This is a genomic window from Rickettsia tamurae, assembly GCF_000751075.1.
Taxonomy (GTDB): domain Bacteria; phylum Pseudomonadota; class Alphaproteobacteria; order Rickettsiales; family Rickettsiaceae; genus Rickettsia; species Rickettsia tamurae.
Map to the genome: position 1 here is coordinate 23200 of NZ_CCMG01000014.1, position 18917 is coordinate 42116.

Consider the following 18917-nt stretch of genomic DNA (forward strand, 5'->3'; position numbering starts at 1 on the left):
CCTCAATTAATTAAATCTAAGAATTATGCAAAAAGTAGTAAAACTTAACAATATCAAAATAGGAAATGATTTACCGTTTGTTCTAATTGCAGGGCCTTGTCAGATTGAAGGAAAAGATCATGCGTTGTTTATGGCAGAAAAACTTGTTAAATTAACTAGCAAGCTTGAGATTCCGTTTATTTATAAATCTTCTTTTGATAAAGCTAATAGAACTTCCGTAAATGGGATTAGAGGACTTGGTATTGAGAAAGGTTTAGGAATTTTATCAAAAGTAAAATCTGAATTCGATTGTCCTATTGTTACTGATGTTCATTCAGAGAGTCAATGTACCGAAACAGCCGAAGTAGCAGATATTTTACAAATTCCGGCATTTTTATGTAGACAAACCGACTTGCTTCAAGCTGCAGCAAAAACAGGTAAAATAGTAAAAGTAAAAAAAGGACAGTTTCTAGCTCCGTGGGATATGAAAAATGTACAAACAAAACTAGAAGCTTTTGGAGTAAAGGATATATTATTTACAGAGCGAGGAGCGTGTTTTGGCTATAATAACTTGGTATCTGATATGCGTAGTCTTGCAATAATGGCAGAGTTAAATGTACCTGTAGTTTTTGATGCCACACATTCCGTTCAGCAACCGGGAGGACTAGGAGGTAGTACCGGCGGAGAAAGAAAATATGTAGAGTTACTTGCAAAGGCAGCAACTTCTGTAGGTATCGCTGGTATGTATATGGAAGTACATCAAGACCCCGATAACGCTCCAAGCGATGGTCCATGTATGATTAAGTTGGATAATCTAGAATCCATTCTTATCAAACTAAAAAAATATGATAAAATTACAAAAGAAAAATAACCTCAAATTTTACCTTTCAAAATATATATAAATATCCCCTATTAATTCAATTTTAAAATAGAAGTGATAATTTTTACAACATAAATAGAACTTTCTTATCCTCAGAATTCCATCAATTCACCTTTAAATCCTTGTTGTAAATTTACTTATTCAAAAAAATTTTTTAAGTAGTGTTAATATTTATTTATTCAACTTACGGAGCAAAAATGTTTTTATTTGGAGTAATATAAATTATTTTAGGTAAATATATATGTTTAATTGGTGGAAGTCCCAAACAGGAACGAGGTTTAAAAAATATAAATGATTTTTTGACGGAGTATTTTAATAATATTTTGGAACAAAAAAACACTCCAAACTTAACTGTTCTTGAAGAATGTAATATATTAATGAAATTACGTAATATTAATATTAAGGATATATTAACTTAGCGGGCTTGCAGAGTTTATCCACGTGGCTGCTTTGGATTTTAGTCTACCCCTTTATAACGGAAGATATACAATATATAGCAAATTATTTAAGGAATAATAAGACTATCGAGCGAGTATTTTGGGACAATTGCGGTATAAATGATAAGCAAATAAAAATTTTAGCCGAAGTGTTTAGACTTAACAAAACAATAACTAAACTTTCTTTAGTAAGTAATAAAGCAATAACTAATATCGGAATAAAAACTTTATTAGAGATAAAACATAATAATCAACATAAGCTAGCAGAATTAAAAATCTCTCCTAATTTTAATGATAATTCAGAATTTCAGCTCATTTCCGAAGTAGATATTTTAAATGAAAATTCTGTAAATGCATATTTAAAGAAAACAAAAGTTCAAAACATCGAAGATGAAATCGAAAATAAAAATTTGCAACCTCTTACAAATTTTTATGAACTGGAAAGACCGGTCATAAAGAACGGTAATAAGCTTTTAAAATGATTGCAGAAAGTCATAATGAAATTACTAAAACAGGAAATAATATAAATAAACTAATTGCGATGATAGGGATGAACGGAGTAGGTACCACTACTCTTAGTTGTTTTTTAAGCGGACAAAAATTAGAAGAAGATGAAGGCCGCTCTTCATATGTGAAAGAACCGGAATATGATGAAAAAATACATCATGAATCAGACAATGGATATAAGCGTGTTAATAATTTCTTTATATCTGATGATGAAGGTGGAATTAATATTATAGAATGTCCAGGGATTCATAATAAACCCATAGATACTATTCAAACAATTCTTAATTCATATATTTACTGGCAAATATTAGAATTAGCCGAAAAAGTTAAATTTTCAGTCGTAATTAGCGATAATAGTGTAAAGGGTGTTTTTGATTCTACATATAAACAATTTACTAATATTTTTAGAGACGGTAACGGTCAGTTAACTCTGGAAATTAAAGAACAATTAGAAGATGCTGTATCTTATATAATTTCTGTTGCTGATTATAAAAATGAAAGAGAGAAAAATACTAAGATTAAGGAAGAAAAAAGTAAACTCAGTAAGCTTTTGAAGAGTAAAAACTTAGATGAAGGACAAAAATTTATAATTACAGAGCTAGGAAAATCTGTAAATTTATTTAAAAAACCTAGCGGTGATACTAAATCTTTTTTAGAAACACTTGAGACCAAAGATTTTTTTATTGTTATATCTGCTATTTCGTTATTAATTAGAACAATCGCAAATAATGAAATACAAGTAGAGCGGGAAAAAATCTTTTCTTATATCGAGGCTATTTCTCAGAGTAAAAATGAAGAAGAAAAAAACACTAATTTACTATAATAGATGAACAGAAACACGCTAACTTGGATGCATTTGCTTCTTCTACCAAAGGTAAAGGAGATGTTCTACTTAATTCCGGTTCCGATGCAAATCCTCTTATAACTGAGGAACAAAAGAATCTTATAAATATTGCGTTGAAATTAGAGTTACAAGATATTTTGAGTAAAAAAAACTCATATGAGCCATTGATCATCAAACATGTAAAGAAACTGATAAACCTATGTGTAAGACCCTTTTCGGATACACTTAATATTAAGGACTTAAGTCAAGGTAAATGGGCTACAATAAAAGAAGTATATATAAAACCTCAAAAATCAGATGCAAATAAGATAATTTTACCGCAAGTTTTATCTAATCAAGTAAATGAAAATATTTTAACTATAGGTAAAATTATTATAAATTTTCTTCAAGTCAATAAGCATAACATAATAAGCCCGTTTATTTCTCTTGATTTACGCCAACCGTTAGATTCAGACACGTTCTCAAAAAATTATTCGTTAATTCAACCTTATTTGCCAAAAAAATATTAAATAAATCACCGGTACAAAAAACCAAAGAAACTTTTTTTCTGTTTTAAAAGAAATAGAAGAGCTTGAAGATACATATATTAAATATTCTAATGATCAGCTAAAAAATCCAAATGATCACCTAAATATGGTTTGTTCATTTTTAGAAACTATAAGAAAATTTTATAAGGCAGAAGATATAAAAGATAAAATTCATTTCCAAGGAATATTAGGTAACTATGTATATTTCTTAAATCAGCAATGGAAGGCTTTATCTTTTTGTAAAAAACTTTATCCGCAATCGCAAGATTTACAACCGCTGATGGGGGCAGTTGAAGAAGCAAAAAAATCTTAATTGAAGAAAATTTATTAGATAAAGCTATATTAGATATGAAATTAAAACCTTATCAGGTAACTGATAATGTAGAATCTAATAAAGAACAAAAAAAATATTATAAAGAAGCATTAGAATGGCTTGATAAACTTACGGGACCGCAAGCTGAGCATATTGTTATATCTATAAATGAAATAAAAGCCAATGCTCATTATTATTTAGGTATGATCTATGAAAATAGTAAATCGGAATTAGACTGGTTTAGAGCGATAAGAGAATATATTAATGCCCTAGAAATTGATAAAGATTTTAACTTTCTCTATGGTCATGATACCATTCCGTATATTTTTAGCAATATTTGTAAAAAAATAGGTGACTTATTTTTAACACTAGGGAAATGGTATAGAAGTAAAAATGAAAACGGAAGTGCTATAAAGTTAATTCATGAAGCAATGAAATATTTTAAAGTAAGTTTAAGTATAGCCGATATTGAGGAGAGTAGTAATATTCTTCATGAAATTTTTAGTATTTTAAAAAGTAAAAGAGAAACGAAAGCACATTATATATCTTTAGAAAAAGATCTTCATATATCTGTAGCAGAATTTTTGTTTAAATTAAATTTAATGTCAAAAGCAGGACTTGAATATTTGAGAGCTGCAAGTAGAGTTGACAAAAATGAGAAAGAAAAACAAGAATTAGTATCAAAGGCTTTAAAAGCTTTTGATACGGATATGGCAAAAAATACTGCTTTTATACGTGCAATGCTTGACAAAGGCAAAATAGAGGATCTTAGTATGTTTGCCAAGGAGGCCGACAGAACAAAATTTTTAAGTGATACACAGACTATAATAAATGATTTTATTCCACTGCCGGAGCCGCAAGCCAAGGGGTGGCCAAAAGTACAACAAAATCAAAATGAGCAATTGACTAATGAACAAAAAGAAGTAAACAAACAAAATGATACGCAGCCTCAAAAACAAGAAGAAGCTTTAATTCAGCCGCAGCAAAAGCATCAACAACAACCGCCGCTAACGAAAAGTACCCCGCTTCACACTATAGAAAATATACAAGAATCGGATTACTGGTATAGTGAAGATGATATAAAAAATATATTAGAAGCAAATATAGACAAAAATAAATTCTCTATAGTTACCCACGTTGATTTAACAAGCCCTGAACAAGTAAGAGATGCACTTAGAGAGGGAGTGCATGAGGATTTGAAGAACAAAGGTAAAGTTGTACTTATGCCGATTAATACAGGACATGGGCATTGGGTAAGTATGATGATTAGTAAAGATAATGATACAAATAAGATAATATTTACTTATAATGATCCTTTGGGCAGATTGTTAAATGATCGTCCTGACTTAGTAAAACTTATTACCGAGGTTTGCTCTGATGCAGAAATAATAGATTTAAAAACTCAACAACAAGAAGAAGGAAATACTTCGGACTGCGGGGTTTTTGTATGCGATGATTTAATAAGACAATCTCAAGGCCTTAAAATTCTCTCTACGGAGCAATGTAAAGGACAAGGACTAAATTTAAGAAAATCTCAAGCTGAAACATTAAAACAAAGTTTAATAGCTCAACAAGCCCAAGAACAACATTATTATATTAATGGAGATAGTGCTTCAGAAGAAGAGGAGGAAGAGAATAATAACGGCAATAATGAAGAAGTAATTCCTCCTCTTTATGGTGATAATGACGAAGTTGAGGTAGGTGGAGCAGCTATGCAACCTAATGATCAACATTAAAGTTTGATGTTACGAGGTCATTCCTGCTTTCGCGAGAATGACCTCGGCACTCTAATAACAATGCCCACTCGCAATACTTGGATTTACACCGAGAAAGAATTACCGCAGCCGCATTTTGCTTTAGCTTGCGGATTACTAACGTTGAAATATGAACTGCCTAGCTCTTCTATAAAATCAAGAGTACAATCCAGCATAAATTTTTGAGAGATAGAATCAATAATAATTGTAGCATTATGTTTAGTAATGACATAATCATCTTGCTCTATATTATCTTTTGAGACTAGTTCGTAATTATACATAAGTCCTGAGCAACCGCCGCTATCAACCGAAACTCGCAGTACTAAATTCTTATCTTTTTCTAGCTCTACTAACTCGCAAACCCGTTCAAAAGCTCTATCCGTAATTGTTATCGTCACTTAAAATTACCTTGTAAAAGTCTCATAAATTATATAGTATATCTTGATATTTTTCAAGTCGGTGTTGTTGTGTGGTTTAGAAATTGTCAAATTTGTCATACCGTGGCTTTACCACGGTATCCAGCGTAAAGCGAGATAAATCGAGCTTTTAGTTTTAAAAACTTGCTGTATTTGTATTTTTTAATTACTAGATACCGTGGTAAAGCCACGGTATGACAACCGGAAAACCAAAGTCACACAACAACGTCTTTCAAAATAAAGGATAACGATGCTTGCTTCATACGCTTCTGATCCTCTTAAAAGTAGGGGAAGATTATATAAGGAAATCCCGACCTCTTATAGAAACGAGTTTGAACGTGATCGTGATCGCATTATACATACTAATGCATTTAGGCGTTTGCAATATAAAACTCAAGTTTTTATTAATCACGAGGGAGATCATTACAGAAATAGGCTAACTCATTCTCTAGAGGTTTCGACTGTTGCACGTTCGGTTGCTAATACTTTAAATTTATCAAGTGATTTAGCTGAGACAATAGCACTTGCTCACGATCTTGGTCATACGCCTTTCGGTCATGCGGGAGAGAGAGCTTTAAATGAATGTATGAAAGAGTATAACGGTTTTTCTCATAATGCTCAATCTTTAAAGATACTAACATTACTTGAAAAAAGATATGCGGCTTATAATGGAGTAAATTTAACATGGGAAGTTTTAGAAGGAATCGTAAAACATAACGGTCCTATACTAGGTGAGATAAATGAATATATAGCAGAGTATAATAAGCAAAATGATTTAGAACTTAGTACTTATGCATCAGCAGAGGCTCAAATAGCAGCTCTTGCCGATGATATTAGCTATATTTCGCATGATTTGGAAGATAGTATCGGTGCTAAAATTATCGATTTTAATAGTCTTGCTGAACTTAAATATATTGATCAGCATGTTTTTGAACTCAAATCAAAATTTAAAAATATTAGTTCCTCATGTCTGATTTATGAGGTAGTACGTAAGCTAATACATGAGTTAATTACCGATTTATTATGGCAAACAAAAGAAAATTTAAATAAAGAAAAAATTACTAATATAGACAAAATACGTAACTTGAATTATCAGATAGTGGATTTTACAGAAAAAACTAATGAAAATATTAAGGAAACTAAAAAGTTTCTCCATAAGCGAGTTTATAAAAGTAATAAAATTACGGCCATCAGCCTTAAATGTACTAAAATCGTACAAGGTTTGTTTAAGGTTTATATGGATGATATTAATTTATTGCCGGTTAATTGGAAAATGCTAATAGACTCTAATGAAACATATAGTAAAGCTAGAGTTGTTGCTGATTATATAGCAGGGATGACTGACCGTTTTGCCATTCAGGAATATAATCAGCTTTGTTCGACTTCCTACATAACTTGCTTCTAAGGGTAATTTGTACGTCAATCCGGTACTCGCATCCTTACGTACTAAAGTGTACGCTGCGGTGCTGCGTTCCGTGTTTTCTTCAGATTCCTCCTTATTAGCAGACGTTTGCAAGAAGTCTATTCGCTGAATTTTAATAACATTTAATAATTATGAATATATTTAATCAATTGAAACAAGATATAATTGCGGCAAGTCAGCAATTATATAATAATCAAGAAATAGCAAATACTGCTACTATTGAAACACCGAAAGATAGTTTTAACGGTGATTTATCAAGTAATATTGCAATGATTATTGCAGCTAAAGAAAGTATTTCTCCTCGGGAAGTGGCTTTAAAGTTTAAAGAAGTCCTTATAACATTACCTTATATTGCAAGTATAGAAATAGCAGGACCGGGCTTTATTAATTTCACTATAAAAGCTGATAGTTGGCAGGCATCAATAAAAGATATTTTACAGCACGAAGAAAAATTTTTTGAAATTGATATAGATAAAAGCAGAAATATTAACATCGAGTATGTTTCGGCAAATCCCACCGGTCCAATGCATATAGGGCATGCTAGGGGTGCGGTATATGGTGATGTGTTAGCAAGGATTTTGCAAAAGGTAGGTTACTCCGTTACAAAAGAATATTATGTTAATGATGCAGGCTCACAAATAAATGATTTAGTTAGTACGGTATTATTACGTTATAAAGAGGCTTTAGGTGAGCAAATTACTATCCCTGCCGGGTTATATCCGGGAGAGTATTTAATTCCGCTCGGGCAAATTTTAGTGAAAGAATACGGCAATAAATTATTAACGATTAACGATGCTGAAAAGTTCAAAATAGTTAAAAATTTTGCCGTAGAAAAAATGCTTGATTTAAATAGAAAAGATTTAGCAGATTTAGGGATTAAACATGATATATTTTTCTCTGAGCAATCATTGCATGATAAAGGTGAGATAGAGAAAACAGTTAAACTACTGGAGCGTATGGGGCTAATTTATGAAGGTACGTTACCTGCCCCTAAAGGTAAAGTTCATGAGGAATGGGATAATAGAGTTCAAAAATTATTTAAATCTACTAAGTACGGTGATAGTCAAGATCGTCCTATAGAAAAAGCTGATAGAAGTTGGTCTTATTTTGCTTCCGATCTTGCATATGCTAAGGATAAAATAGAGCGGGGAGCGAATCACTTAATTTATGTACTTGGTGCCGATCATAGTGGATATGTTAAAAGAATTGAGGCAATAGTTAAGGCTCTAGGCAAAGAGCAGGTTAAAGTGGACGTTAAAATCTGTCAATTGGTTAATTTCGTTGAAAACGGTGTACCGGTTAAGATGTCAAAACGCCTTGGGAGCTTTGCTAGTGTGCAAGATGTAAATCATGAGGTGGGGAAAGATATTATAAGATTTATGATGTTAACAAGGCAAAATGATAAGCCGCTTGATTTTGATTTAGTAAAAGTGAAAGAACAATCAAGGGAAAATCCTATCTTTTACGTACAATATGCTCATGTGAGAACGATATCTATTTTATCAAAAGCTAGAGAATTAATGCCGGAATCTTATAATAGCTTTGAAGCAGGTAAGTATGATTTATCTTTATTATCGTCAGAAGAAGAAATTGAGATTATAAAACTTTTAGCTGCGTGGACAAAAACATTAGAAGCATCTGCAAAATATTTTGAACCACATCGCATCGCATTTTATTTAATAAATTTAGCTTCAAAATTTCATTCTATGTGGAATTTCGGTAAAGAAAATAGCGATTATAGATTTGTAATTGAGAGCAATAAAGAATTAACTCTAGCACGTCTTGCTCTTGCAAGTGCCATACAGAAAGTTATAGCTAGCGGTCTCGAAGTGATAGGTGTAGAACCAATGAACAAAATGTAGTTAGGTTTTCATCGTCATTGCGAGGAGGTATTGCTCGCGTGGATCGATAAAACCCATTGTGTCACCTCATGGCTTGACCACGGGGTCCAACATAAATCGAGATAAATCGAGCTTTTAGTTTTAAAATTTTACCTGTATTTAGATTTTTTATTACTGGACCCCGTGGTCAAGCCATGGGGTGACATCTCAAATATTTTATATATCATGATCAATAATATTTTTATTAAAATATTTCTAGTATTTTTAATATGTATATCCGCTATTTATTTTGGTTATCAATATTATCAGAATAGCAAGCCGGTAATTACTATTTATCCTGATGAGTTGCCTACAAAAATAAAACCGTCTATAATAGAAAATAACCAAATAGTAGCAGTACATAGTACGATATATGAAAATCTTATTGCTAAAGATACAAATATTAAAACCGTAAAATTGCTTCCTGATCCTGAGAAACCTATGAATATAGATTCTCGTAACCAAAGTCAAAGCGATGAATCTTTTGATGAAATATCCAACCTTATTGCATTAATAGAGCCAAGTAATAACGCCAAAAATGAAACTGATTTAAATATCATAAAGCTTGAAAAAGGAAGTAAGGATAAGGTTAGTAATGCTAAAAATTGTAAAAATAATGAAAGTTATAAAGTACAACTAGGTTCGGTAAAATCTGAAGCAGAAGCAATGCAAGAAGGGGAAAGAATAAAAAAGAAATTCCCAAAAATTCTTAAAAATGTTGTTATCACAACCAAAAAAGTTAAATATGAGGACGGCAAATTTTTCTATTTAATCTTAGCCGGTGATTATGGTAGTCTTAGTCAAGCCAAAGGGGTTTGTAAGAAACTAGCTTATAACAAACAGAGTTGTGTGTTAAAGTGATATTTTAGTGTCATACCGTGGCTTGGTCCACGGTATCCAGAAAAACAATAAAAAATACTAATGATATTAGTATTTTTACTAGATCCCGCGATCAAGTCGCGGGATGATAGTGGTGAAACTGATCCATGCAACAACGATTGCTTGCAATGACGATGACAATAAATAAAAAGCCCTTCAACATCAACAAATATTAAATAACTTATGAAAGAAGCTAAAATAGAAAATATTGACTTTGGTAATGCATTATCGGAGCGTTATCTTGCTTATGCGTTGTCAACGATTATGTCACGTTCGCTTCCTGACGTACGTGATGGACTCAAGCCTGTACATCGTAGGTTATTATACGCAATGCTACAGCTAAGGCTTGAGCCGAATTCCGGTTATAAGAAATGTGCAAGGGTGGTTGGTGACGTGATCGGTAAATATCACCCGCACGGTGATGTAGCAGTGTATGATACTTTGGTACGCCTTGCTCAGCACTTTTCATTACGTTATCCTTTAATTGACGGGCAGGGCAATTTCGGCTCTATCGACGGTGATAATGCAGCGGCTATGCGTTATACCGAATCACGTATGACGGAAATATGTACTTTATTAATGATAGACATCGATAAAGATACGGTAGATTTCCGCCCTACTTATGATGATTCCGATTTAGAACCGGTAATAATGCCGGCAAGTTTTCCGAATTTACTAGCTAATGGTTCTGAAGGGATAGCAGTCGGTATGGCAACCAATATACCGCCGCATAATTTACATGAGTTATGCGATGCTTTGGTGCATTTAATCGACCACCCGAAAGCTGAAATTAACGATATAATGAATTTCATTAAAGGTCCTGATTTTCCAACCGGCGGCATAATTATTGATAAAGCTGAAGTTATTAATGCTGCATATACTACTGGACGCGGTAGTCTTAGAGTAAGAAGCAGATGGGAAAAAGAGGAGCTAAGTTACGGTACATATCAGATAGTCGTAACCGAGATACCTTATCAGGTTCAGAAATCAAAACTTATAGAACAAATAGCGATATTACTAAAGGATAAAAAAATCCCGCTTGTTAGCAATATTAGAGATGAATCAACCGATATTATTAGATTAATTATCGAGCCTAGAGATCGTAGTTGTGATCCACAAATAGTTATGGAATCTCTATTCAAGCTAACGAATTTAGAAAGCCGCATTCAGTTAAATATGAATGTGATCGGCAGTAATAACGTGCCGAGAGTAATGAATATTTTAGAGGTTTTACAAGAGTTTTTAGCTCACAGACAAAATATTGTTACTCGGAGGGCAACTTATCTTTTAAACAAAATCAAACATCGTTTAGAAATTCTAGAAGGTCTGAGAATAGCTTATCTAAATCTTGATGAGATAATTAAAATCATTCGTGAAGAAGATGAACCGAAAGCGATAATGATGGAGCGGTTCAAGCTAACCGAAATACAGGTAGAAGCGATATTAAATACCCGTCTTCGCTCACTTCGTAAACTTGAAGAGCAGGAAATTATTAATGAGCATGGTAATTTGCAGAAGCAGCAAGCTATATTAGAAGAGATTTTAAATAATCCAAAAGAATTATGGAAAGTAGTAAAAAAGGAAATAAAAGCAGTACAAACAAAATTCGGATTAAATACGGTAATAGGAGCTAGACGTACAAGTTTTGAAGAAGTAACGCTTACGAATCAAGTAGTTGATATAACGGCGTTTATTACTAAAGAACCGATTACTATTATTTGTTCAAAAATGGGGTGGGTGCGTTCGTTAAAAGGTCATAACACCGATTTATCGACTATCAAATATAAAGAAGGTGATTCAGAAAAATTTATTTTAGAAGCTTACACGACTGATAAAATATTAATAGTTAGTTCAGAAGGCAGGTTTTTTACTTTGCTTGCCGATAATATTTCCAAAGGTAAAGGAACAGGAGAATCTATAAAGCTACTTGTGGATATAGGCAATAACGATATTACAAATATTTTAATCTATAAACCTGATCAGCTTTTATTACTCGCAAGTAGTGTAGGTAAGGGATTTTTGGTTAATTCAAACGAAGTAATGGCTCAAACAAAAACAGGAAAGCAAATTATGAATGTACCGGATGGTCATGCATGTATAGCTTGTTTACCTGTAAACGGGGATAGTATTGCTTGTACCGGTGAAAGTCGTAAATTACTGGTATTTAATATAGATGAAATACCTGAAATGAAAAAAGGGCAAGGTGTAACGCTGCAAAAATTTAAGAATGCAAAACTTCTAGATATTAAAATATTCAATAAAGAAGACGGATTAGGTTGGAATAACAATGGAAAAGTCAAACTTGAGAAAAACATTGTTGCATTTTTAGGAAAAAGAGGTAGTACCGGTAAATTACCTCCTATGGGCTTCCCAAAAAATAATAGATTTTCATCATAATTATAATAAAGATTGAGTGTATACAAAAAAATAGCATATTTTATATGGTTTGATACAAGCGAATTATTTATAAATTCGCTTGTACCGTTCTATTATTAAAAGTTTTTATAGGCTTTTAAATTCATCTTACCTATTTAAATTAATAGATGTTACTATCTCCTACTCCTATAACATCAACCTGATCATCATGATGACCTTCCTCTAACTGATAATATGTAAAATCTTCATTATTATTACCGAAAAGGTTATAAACACCAGTTAATAACTTATTACTATCTTTGAAAAATTGAATTATAGTAGAACAATCCTCTCTAATTGTATCTATTAAAGGTTTTCCGATAGCGGTAGCAGCAGCCATAAGTGCTGGTACCTTTTATTGCATCAAATTTGCTTATAACGTGGTTGGGGCTTGAAATTTTTTTTAAGGTAAAACCTATACTCATTAAATGAGGGATTGCAGTAATATATTTATCTATAATGTTACTTGTTTCCATCATGTTTTTAAATACACTTAATATAGGAGAGAAAAGATTTTCATTGTCCTCTGATGCTGGTTTTTCGATGTTCTGAGTTACATCTATCTTTATCTTTAGAGAATTATCCTGTTTCATATTAAAAAACTTCAATGCTGCCTCAAAATCCCCGCCTTTTGTATAGACTTTCTGAATATTTAAAGCATGTAATATTGTAAATATTTTTTTAAGTTGGAACTAGAAACAAAATTATATGCATCTTTAAATAATAATTTAGAAGCGGTTGCATATCTTGTAACTGCTTTTAATCCATTTACAAAGGAATATCCTGAGCTTGTAAATTGAGCATGATTCATAGTGTTACTCCTGTTTTAAAATAATAAGAATCATATATCGCATGATTACCATATATTATGGTTTGATTGCATCACAATATATGGTAATTAAAGAAAGTCAATATCTAAAAATAAAAAAGTAAAATATATAATTTCATTTAATTAATAGGCAGTATAGTACAAATTTTTCATGATTCGCCGATACTTATGTAATTTATGCTGTGTAGGCTCAACTTTAAATTCATCTTGACTGCAGCTTTTTAAGTAAATGAAGTACAAAGCTAAGTATAATTTGACAAGAATTAGAGAGCTGTAAGCTAGTAGAATGGTTTAAAGATTTAACAGAAGACAAGACTATTGCAACGATGGAACTATAAAATTTATTGATAGTTTAATTAAAAAAATGAAATAATCAAGGCATAAGATTGCTCTAAGCCTTGATTATAATAGTAATTAATTTGTAAATAATTAAAACTTAAGTTTTGTACCTATAAGAGCAACAGTACCTCGTGTTGTTTTACTAGGTGCTTCAGGGTAATATACAGGTTTACCTTTAGCTTGGAAATGAGAAATTTCAGCATATGGTAATAAACCAGGCATGATCTTATATTCAGTAGCGAGGCTTACAGCATCAACGGTGTTTTTATATTTTGAAGTTTTAAGATATTCAAGACTTGTTTTTATAGGTCCTTGTCCATAAGCAACTGCTCCATTGTAATAATAGGTATCACGACCGACTTTATAATATTCCTTAGCGGTTAAGCTTTTACCTAAATTACCGTAAGAAGCCCCACAAGAGAAATTACCGTAAGTAAATACAGCTCCAAGATTATATGCTTTTAAATTAGAAAGCTTATAAGTATTAAGCACTTGGATTGTAGTTCCTTCTCTTTTAGCATGAATAAGACGACGAGCAGGTTTACCGTATTCTCCAGTAACGGATAATTTTAAGTCTGCATCTTCACTAATTTCATGTTCATAAGTTAAGCCGGCAGAAAAAGCATCTCGAATATTCTGATTTATAGTCATAGTTTCGCCGTTTCCTAAGGTAACCGTTTTTATTCCAGTTTTAGAAACACTCATCCCGTTTCTTCCTGAACTTTCAAGCGTTAAATTATTTATATCTTTATTACCGCCTGTATTAGCAGTGTCCGGAGTATAAGAGATACCAGTTTGGAAGCCTTTCATTTTAGGCGTGAAAAAGTTGAGTCTTCTAGCTTTTTCAGTTTTTTCATTGATTTGATCAAAAGAGTTTGAGTATGATTCAAGATAAAAGCTAGCACTAGTATCAAAATCCGGTTTTAAACCTTTATATCTCATATACTGACCGTCAAGTAGAGCATATCTACACCATCCTCCGGTACCTGCGGTTACTTGAGAGCCGGCAACACGCAACTTAGCACTTGCATCGACAGGAGAGCCTAATTCTACTTTACCGTAACTAGTTTCAATAAAGATATGTGATCCGTTATAACTTGCAGAGGTTTTTGCTCTTGTAGTAGGCTGAAGCACTATTTTAGCACCTGCTATTACATCATTGATAGTTTTAGCAATAGTTGCCGCAAACGCTGCTTCCGTGTAAAACCCTAGCTTTTTCCTGTTATCAGTTACATTTTTATCAAATAAAATTAAATGATCCTGTTTAATATAACCGCTTTCAAATAAATAGAATCCCTCTAATTTTATTTCAGTATCAGAATTAGAAATAACAGGTGTTGGATTTTCTTCGGCAAGACCAGCCGATGCAAGGCAAATAATACTTGCAGCTAATAATAATTTTTTCACTTTAATAAAGTCCCTATAAACTTAAATAATAAAATTTACTAATACAAAATAAATTTTTAGTATTAATAAATATAAATCAACTATGTTAGAATATAATAATACTTTTCAGAATTGACAATAAAAAACTATTTTAATTTGTAATAATTTAAAGTATATAATGTTGTATTATTATCACTATCATTATTCAAGTAGTCTCAGACTTATAGTTTTAAAGAAAAATTTTGTATTGTAAATGATTATGAGTTATAATCATTAGTTTATTAATTAAATTAAGTTTTGATTATGGCTATAATGTCAGATAAGTGGATAAAAGAAGCTGTTATAAATCAAAGTATGATAAGGCCCTTTGCGGAAAAGCAGGTAAGAGTTCATAATAAAGAAAAGATTATTTCTTACGGTTTATCTTCTTACGGCTATGATGCTAGAGTATCTAATGAATTTAAAATATTCACCAATATAAATTCTACTACGGTTGATCCAAAAAATTTCAGTGAATATAATTTAGTTGATAGAGAGGTAGATGTGTGTATTATTCCACCTAATAGTTTTGCCCTTGGCAGAACTATAGAATATTTTAAAATACCGCGTGATGTATTAGTTATTTGTGTCGGCAAGTCCACTTATGCGAGATGCGGTATAATAGTAAATGTGACTCCGTTAGAACCGGAGTGGGAAGGACATGTAACTTTAGAGTTTTCTAATACTACTCCATTACCTGCTAAAATATATGCAAATGAAGGAGCTTGTCAGTTTTTATTTTTAAAAAGTGATCAAATTTGTGATACTTCATATGCCGATCGACAAGGAAAATATATGAAACAAGTAGGCGTAACTTTACCGTTAACATAACTTTTTTATGTAAGAGCCTGTTCGCGATCTTAATTTTAAAGCTAATTAAAATCTTTTTAGCTGCAAATTATAAGATTTTTTGAAATAAGAATACTATTCCTACAAAAATCTTATTAATTTTCGCTTAAAAACCTGTTTAATTATCAATCAAAATAAAATCGTGAACAGGCTCTAAAAAATTATATTAAATTTTTAATAAGGATTTTTATGAGTACAATAAACACCGATACTAATGAGGCAATGCCGCATATTTCCGTTAATGCACAGTATGTAAAAGATTTATCTCTTGAGAACCCTTCTGCCCCGTCTTCTCTTGCGTCTTTGGATCAACGCCCTCAAATTGATTTATCTCTAGATATAAATATTACTAATTTATCGGAAGAAAATTTCTATGAAGTAGAGTTAAATATCGAAGCAATTGCAAGAAATGAGAAATATAAATTATTTCAGATAGAATTAAAATATGCCGGAGTATTTAATTTAATTAATATTGATTCTGAACAACATCCGATTTTATTATCCGTTCATTGTCCGGCAATGATATTTCCATTTGCTAGAAAAATTATAGCTAGCTGTACTCAAGATGCAGGATTCCAGCCTTTAATGATTGATCCTATAGATTTTGGTGCCTTATATCATAAGAAAATGTCGGAGCATCAAAACTAAGAAAATCATTTAATTATTTAATAAATTTCGTTTTAAACGCCATGGTTTTTAAATCACAGATAGAGCTTAATAGTAAATATTTTACCAATTTGATTAAATATTCTTTACTTATGTTATTAATAAATGTATAAAGCACTAGATAAAAAATTATAATTTAGTTAACAATAATTAACTGTAATTAAATTATAGCACAATATAAAAATTGAATTTTATGGAGAAAAATAATGAGAGTTTTGTTAATTGAAGACGAGCCGGAAATGGCTAACTTAATTGAGCTAACTTTAGCTTCAGAAGGGATAGTTTGCGATAAAGCTTCAGTTGGTGTGGAAGGTTTAAGACTTGGTAAAGTCGGTGGTTATGATCTAGTGATTTTAGACCTTATGTTACCGGATATTAATGGTTTTGAGATATTACTAAGATTGCGTGCTGCCAAAATAAAAACTCCAATCTTAATTTTATCTAGCTTAACGGATACCGATCAAAAAATTACCGGTTTCTCTTCCGGAGCCGATGATTATCTAACCAAACCGTTTGTAAGAGAGGAATTAATTGCTAGAATTAAAGCTATAGTTAGACGTTCTAAAGGGCATGCAGCATCAGTATTTAGGTTTGATAAGGTTAGCGTAAACCTAGATACTAGAAGTGTAGAAGTTGACGGCAAAAAAGTACATTTGACGAACAAAGAATATGCTATTTTAGAGCTATTAATACTCCGAAGAGGAACTATCTTAACTAAAGAAATGTTCTTAAATCACTTATATAGTAGTGTTGACGAACCGGAAATGAAAATTATTGACGTATTTATTTGTAAACTTCGTAAAAAGTTAAGTGATGCTGCCGGCGGTAGAGATTATATCGACACAGTATGGGGACGCGGTTATATGCTAAAAGAATATGATGAATTACAACAAAAAGAAATTTTAGCACAAGGAGTATAATTAATGCCTTTATCGACTTCTTTACTTGGTAAAAAAAGTACTTATAAAGATAGTTATGATGCGACTTTATTATTTAAAATTCCACGTATAAATAATCGAAACGAACTTGGAATAAATAGTAATAATCTTCCGTTTTACGGGGTAGATGTTTGGAATACATATGAACTATCTTGCCTTAATAAGAACGGTAAGCCATGGGTTGGAGTAGGCACTTTTTATATACCGACGGATTCTGAAAATATAGTAGAATCAAAATCATTTAAATTATATCTAAATTCTTTTAATAACTTTGTTGTTGAATCAGTAGAAGAACTAGAAAGAATTATCTTACAGGATCTAAGTAATGTTACACACGCTAAAGTAACAGGACGTATATTTCCTATAAATACAAAAATAGAATTTGGTGTTCCAAGTGGTAAAAATGTCGATGATTTAGATATAGTATGCAATAATTACGGTCCACCCGATAATAGTTTAATTGAGTATGAAGATGTTTTAGTAGAAGAAGAGATTAATTCTAATTTACTAAAATCAAATTGCTTAGTAACAGGTCAACCGGATTGGGGTACAATCGTTATAAAATATAAAGGAAAAAAGTTAAAACATGATTCTTTCCTGAAATATCTAATATCTTTTAGAAATTGTAATGAGTTTGCAGAGCAGTGTGCCGAGCGTATTTTTACAGACATTAAAAACGCTATAAATCCTGATTTTCTTTCTATTTATATAGTATATACTAGGCGTGGAGGAATTGATATTTGTCCCTATCGTTCTACCGATAAAAGTTATACTTTACCTAGCGATAAACGACTTATTAGGCAATAATCACTTTTCTAATCCATAAAAAAATCCGTTTGCGAGAAAAGCATTGTCCGTGTGGATTGAAAAACGCATCTGTTGTCATTCCGTGGCTTGACACAGTGGATTTTACCGGTCCATCCAGCAATGTTCCGACTATATGGAATGACATAAACGAGCTACGCAATAACGCTGATTAAGGCGGATAACAATCAAAAAATAACTCACGTAAGCAAGCTTTTCGCAGGATAGAAGTTAGTATAATTTTATGATTCTTTTGTAGGATTTTGTGGAGGCTTTAGGCTTTCTACTATTTTATTCAGGTCTATTTGACTACAGATCCCCAGTAACACGGGATCACGAGGACGAATAGAATTCATATTCCAATGGCTACGGGTTCTAATAGCATCTATAGTAGTTTTAGTAGTACCTATTAATTTAATTATTTGATGGTCTTGGATGTTCGGATAATTAGACAATAACCAATATATAGCATCCGGTTTATCTTGACGTCTTGCTATAGGAGTGTATTTAGCACGCTGTTTTTTCTGATTTTTCATCAATTCATCAGCAGGGCTATATGAAATTTGTAAATTAGCATTAGGATCTTTACTGCAACGCTCAATTTCCTCTAAAGTTAACTGACCGTTTACAATTGGATTTAAACCTTTTATAGATTGTGCTACTTCATCGTCAGCCATGCCTTTTATTTCAAATTCATGAATACCGCAAAAATCGGCAATTTGTTTAAAAGTTAAAGAAGTATTTTCAATTAACCACATAGCCGTGGCTTTTGGCAGAAGCGGTAATGTTTTTTGCGAATTCATGATAATTGTT

Annotated in this window: 19 protein-coding genes and 1 pseudogene; 14 read left to right on the plus strand and 6 right to left on the minus strand. The window is 31.8% G+C overall.

The window, feature by feature from the left end; all coding sequences use genetic code 11:
• Nucleotides 1-25: 25 nt before the first annotated feature.
• The 6 genes from kdsA (at nt 26) to MB29_RS12865 (ending at nt 5223) form a co-directional block, all read left to right on the plus strand.
• Nucleotides 26-850, plus strand: a complete 825-nt coding sequence (gene kdsA, locus MB29_RS04765) for a 3-deoxy-8-phosphooctulonate synthase (protein WP_032139277.1) — start codon at nt 26-28, stop codon at nt 848-850.
• A gap of 433 nt (nt 851-1283) precedes the next feature.
• Nucleotides 1284-1778 (plus strand): leucine-rich repeat domain-containing protein, encoded by a 495-nt coding sequence (locus tag MB29_RS04770; RefSeq protein ID WP_032139278.1) that lies wholly within the window; start codon nt 1284-1286, stop codon nt 1776-1778.
• Nucleotides 1775-2626, plus strand: coding sequence for a hypothetical protein (locus tag MB29_RS04775; protein WP_032139279.1), 852 nt, complete (start codon nt 1775-1777; stop codon nt 2624-2626). Before MB29_RS04770 ends, MB29_RS04775 begins: the two co-directional genes overlap by 4 nt.
• 23 nt (nt 2627-2649) lie before the next feature.
• Complete coding sequence (locus tag MB29_RS12860) at nt 2650-3156, plus strand: hypothetical protein (protein ID WP_233418952.1); 507 nt, start codon at nt 2650-2652, stop codon at nt 3154-3156.
• A 124-nt stretch (nt 3157-3280) separates the two neighbouring features.
• Complete coding sequence (locus tag MB29_RS04785) at nt 3281-3487, plus strand: hypothetical protein (RefSeq protein ID WP_032139280.1); 207 nt, start codon at nt 3281-3283, stop codon at nt 3485-3487.
• Between the two features lie 35 nt (nt 3488-3522).
• Entirely contained in the window at nt 3523-5223 is a 1701-nt protein-coding gene (locus MB29_RS12865; RefSeq protein ID WP_233418953.1) for a Ulp1 family isopeptidase, read from the plus strand.
• A gap of 83 nt (nt 5224-5306) precedes the next feature.
• On the opposite strand, the gene MB29_RS04805 is transcribed toward MB29_RS12865, so the two are convergent.
• Nucleotides 5307-5639, minus strand: a complete 333-nt coding sequence (locus MB29_RS04805) for an iron-sulfur cluster assembly accessory protein (protein WP_032139281.1) — start codon at nt 5637-5639, stop codon at nt 5307-5309.
• Between the two features lie 268 nt (nt 5640-5907).
• Between MB29_RS04805 and MB29_RS04810 the strand changes: the two genes are divergently transcribed.
• Entirely contained in the window at nt 5908-7062 is a 1155-nt protein-coding gene (locus tag MB29_RS04810; protein ID WP_008579536.1) for a deoxyguanosinetriphosphate triphosphohydrolase, read from the plus strand.
• Here MB29_RS04810 and MB29_RS14225 read toward each other — a convergent pair.
• Nucleotides 7048-7197, minus strand: a pseudogene (locus tag MB29_RS14225) (palindromic element RPE1 domain-containing protein); the annotation flags it as partial. The gene MB29_RS04810 and the pseudogene MB29_RS14225 sit on opposite strands and share 15 nt — an antisense overlap.
• Nucleotides 7198-7211: 14 nt before the next feature.
• On the opposite strand from MB29_RS14225, the gene argS reads away from it, so the two are divergent.
• The 3 genes from argS (at nt 7212) to parC (ending at nt 12236) form a co-directional block, all read left to right on the plus strand.
• Complete coding sequence (argS, locus tag MB29_RS04815) at nt 7212-8942, plus strand: arginine--tRNA ligase (RefSeq protein ID WP_032139282.1); 1731 nt, start codon at nt 7212-7214, stop codon at nt 8940-8942.
• 204 nt (nt 8943-9146) lie between these two features.
• The gene (locus tag MB29_RS04820; protein ID WP_032139283.1) at nt 9147-9821 is read left to right on the plus strand and encodes an SPOR domain-containing protein; all 675 of its coding nucleotides are present in this window, start codon (nt 9147-9149) and stop codon (nt 9819-9821) included.
• Nucleotides 9822-10022: 201 nt separating this feature from the next.
• Nucleotides 10023-12236 carry a DNA topoisomerase IV subunit A gene (gene parC, locus MB29_RS04825; RefSeq protein WP_032139284.1) on the plus strand — a complete coding sequence of 738 codons (2214 nt, stop codon included), beginning with the start codon at nt 10023-10025 and terminating at the stop codon, nt 12234-12236.
• Between the two features lie 139 nt (nt 12237-12375).
• On the opposite strand, the gene MB29_RS12870 is transcribed toward parC, so the two are convergent.
• The 3 genes from MB29_RS12870 to MB29_RS04835 form a co-directional block, all read right to left on the minus strand.
• The gene (locus MB29_RS12870; RefSeq protein WP_233418954.1) at nt 12376-12594 is read right to left on the minus strand and encodes a hypothetical protein; all 219 of its coding nucleotides are present in this window, start codon (nt 12592-12594) and stop codon (nt 12376-12378) included.
• Between the two features lie 312 nt (nt 12595-12906).
• Nucleotides 12907-13065: a hypothetical protein gene (locus MB29_RS11650; protein ID WP_192810783.1), complete on the minus strand. Its 159-nt coding sequence runs from the start codon at nt 13063-13065 to the stop codon at nt 12907-12909.
• 447 nt (nt 13066-13512) lie between these two features.
• Entirely contained in the window at nt 13513-14829 is a 1317-nt protein-coding gene (locus tag MB29_RS04835) for a porin (protein ID WP_032139285.1), read from the minus strand.
• A gap of 282 nt (nt 14830-15111) precedes the next feature.
• Between MB29_RS04835 and dcd the strand changes: the two genes are divergently transcribed.
• From dcd to queF, 4 genes are all read left to right on the plus strand, one after another.
• Nucleotides 15112-15678, plus strand: coding sequence for a dCTP deaminase (gene dcd / locus MB29_RS04840; protein WP_010420471.1), 567 nt, complete (start codon nt 15112-15114; stop codon nt 15676-15678).
• A gap of 207 nt (nt 15679-15885) precedes the next feature.
• The gene (secB, locus tag MB29_RS04845; protein WP_032139286.1) at nt 15886-16344 is read left to right on the plus strand and encodes a protein-export chaperone SecB; all 459 of its coding nucleotides are present in this window, start codon (nt 15886-15888) and stop codon (nt 16342-16344) included.
• Between the two features lie 224 nt (nt 16345-16568).
• Nucleotides 16569-17282 (plus strand): response regulator transcription factor CtrA, encoded by a 714-nt coding sequence (gene ctrA / locus MB29_RS04850; RefSeq protein WP_032139287.1) that lies wholly within the window; start codon nt 16569-16571, stop codon nt 17280-17282.
• A 3-nt stretch (nt 17283-17285) separates the two neighbouring features.
• A complete protein-coding gene (queF, locus tag MB29_RS04855) occupies nt 17286-18107 on the plus strand; it encodes an NADPH-dependent 7-cyano-7-deazaguanine reductase QueF (RefSeq protein WP_032139288.1) in 822 nt (273 codons plus the stop codon).
• A 239-nt stretch (nt 18108-18346) separates the two neighbouring features.
• Here queF and MB29_RS04860 read toward each other — a convergent pair whose 3' ends face one another.
• Nucleotides 18347-18907, minus strand: coding sequence for a cell cycle transcriptional regulator TrcR (locus MB29_RS04860; RefSeq protein WP_032139289.1), 561 nt, complete (start codon nt 18905-18907; stop codon nt 18347-18349).
• Nucleotides 18908-18917 lie beyond the last annotated feature (10 nt).

Bases quoted from the DNA above. Each gene is read 5' to 3' on its own strand.
- kdsA (WP_032139277.1), top strand. From the start codon at position 26: ATGCAAAAAGTAGTAAAACTTAACAATATCAAAATAGGAAATGATTTA.
- MB29_RS04775 (WP_032139279.1), top strand. From the start codon at position 1,775: ATGATTGCAGAAAGTCATAATGAAATTACTAAAACAGGAAATAATATA.
- MB29_RS04785 (WP_032139280.1), top strand. From the start codon at position 3,281: ATGGTTTGTTCATTTTTAGAAACTATAAGAAAATTTTATAAGGCAGAA.
- MB29_RS12865 (WP_233418953.1), top strand. From the start codon at position 3,523: ATGAAATTAAAACCTTATCAGGTAACTGATAATGTAGAATCTAATAAA.
- MB29_RS04810 (WP_008579536.1), top strand. From the start codon at position 5,908: ATGCTTGCTTCATACGCTTCTGATCCTCTTAAAAGTAGGGGAAGATTA.
- argS (WP_032139282.1), top strand. From the start codon at position 7,212: ATGAATATATTTAATCAATTGAAACAAGATATAATTGCGGCAAGTCAG.
- MB29_RS04820 (WP_032139283.1), top strand. From the start codon at position 9,147: ATGATCAATAATATTTTTATTAAAATATTTCTAGTATTTTTAATATGT.
- parC (WP_032139284.1), top strand. From the start codon at position 10,023: ATGAAAGAAGCTAAAATAGAAAATATTGACTTTGGTAATGCATTATCG.
- MB29_RS12870 (WP_233418954.1), bottom strand. From the start codon at position 12,594: ATGGCTGCTGCTACCGCTATCGGAAAACCTTTAATAGATACAATTAGA.
- MB29_RS11650 (WP_192810783.1), bottom strand. From the start codon at position 13,065: ATGAATCATGCTCAATTTACAAGCTCAGGATATTCCTTTGTAAATGGA.
- dcd (WP_010420471.1), top strand. From the start codon at position 15,112: ATGGCTATAATGTCAGATAAGTGGATAAAAGAAGCTGTTATAAATCAA.
- secB (WP_032139286.1), top strand. From the start codon at position 15,886: ATGAGTACAATAAACACCGATACTAATGAGGCAATGCCGCATATTTCC.
- ctrA (WP_032139287.1), top strand. From the start codon at position 16,569: ATGAGAGTTTTGTTAATTGAAGACGAGCCGGAAATGGCTAACTTAATT.
- queF (WP_032139288.1), top strand. From the start codon at position 17,286: ATGCCTTTATCGACTTCTTTACTTGGTAAAAAAAGTACTTATAAAGAT.
- MB29_RS04860 (WP_032139289.1), bottom strand. From the start codon at position 18,907: ATGAATTCGCAAAAAACATTACCGCTTCTGCCAAAAGCCACGGCTATG.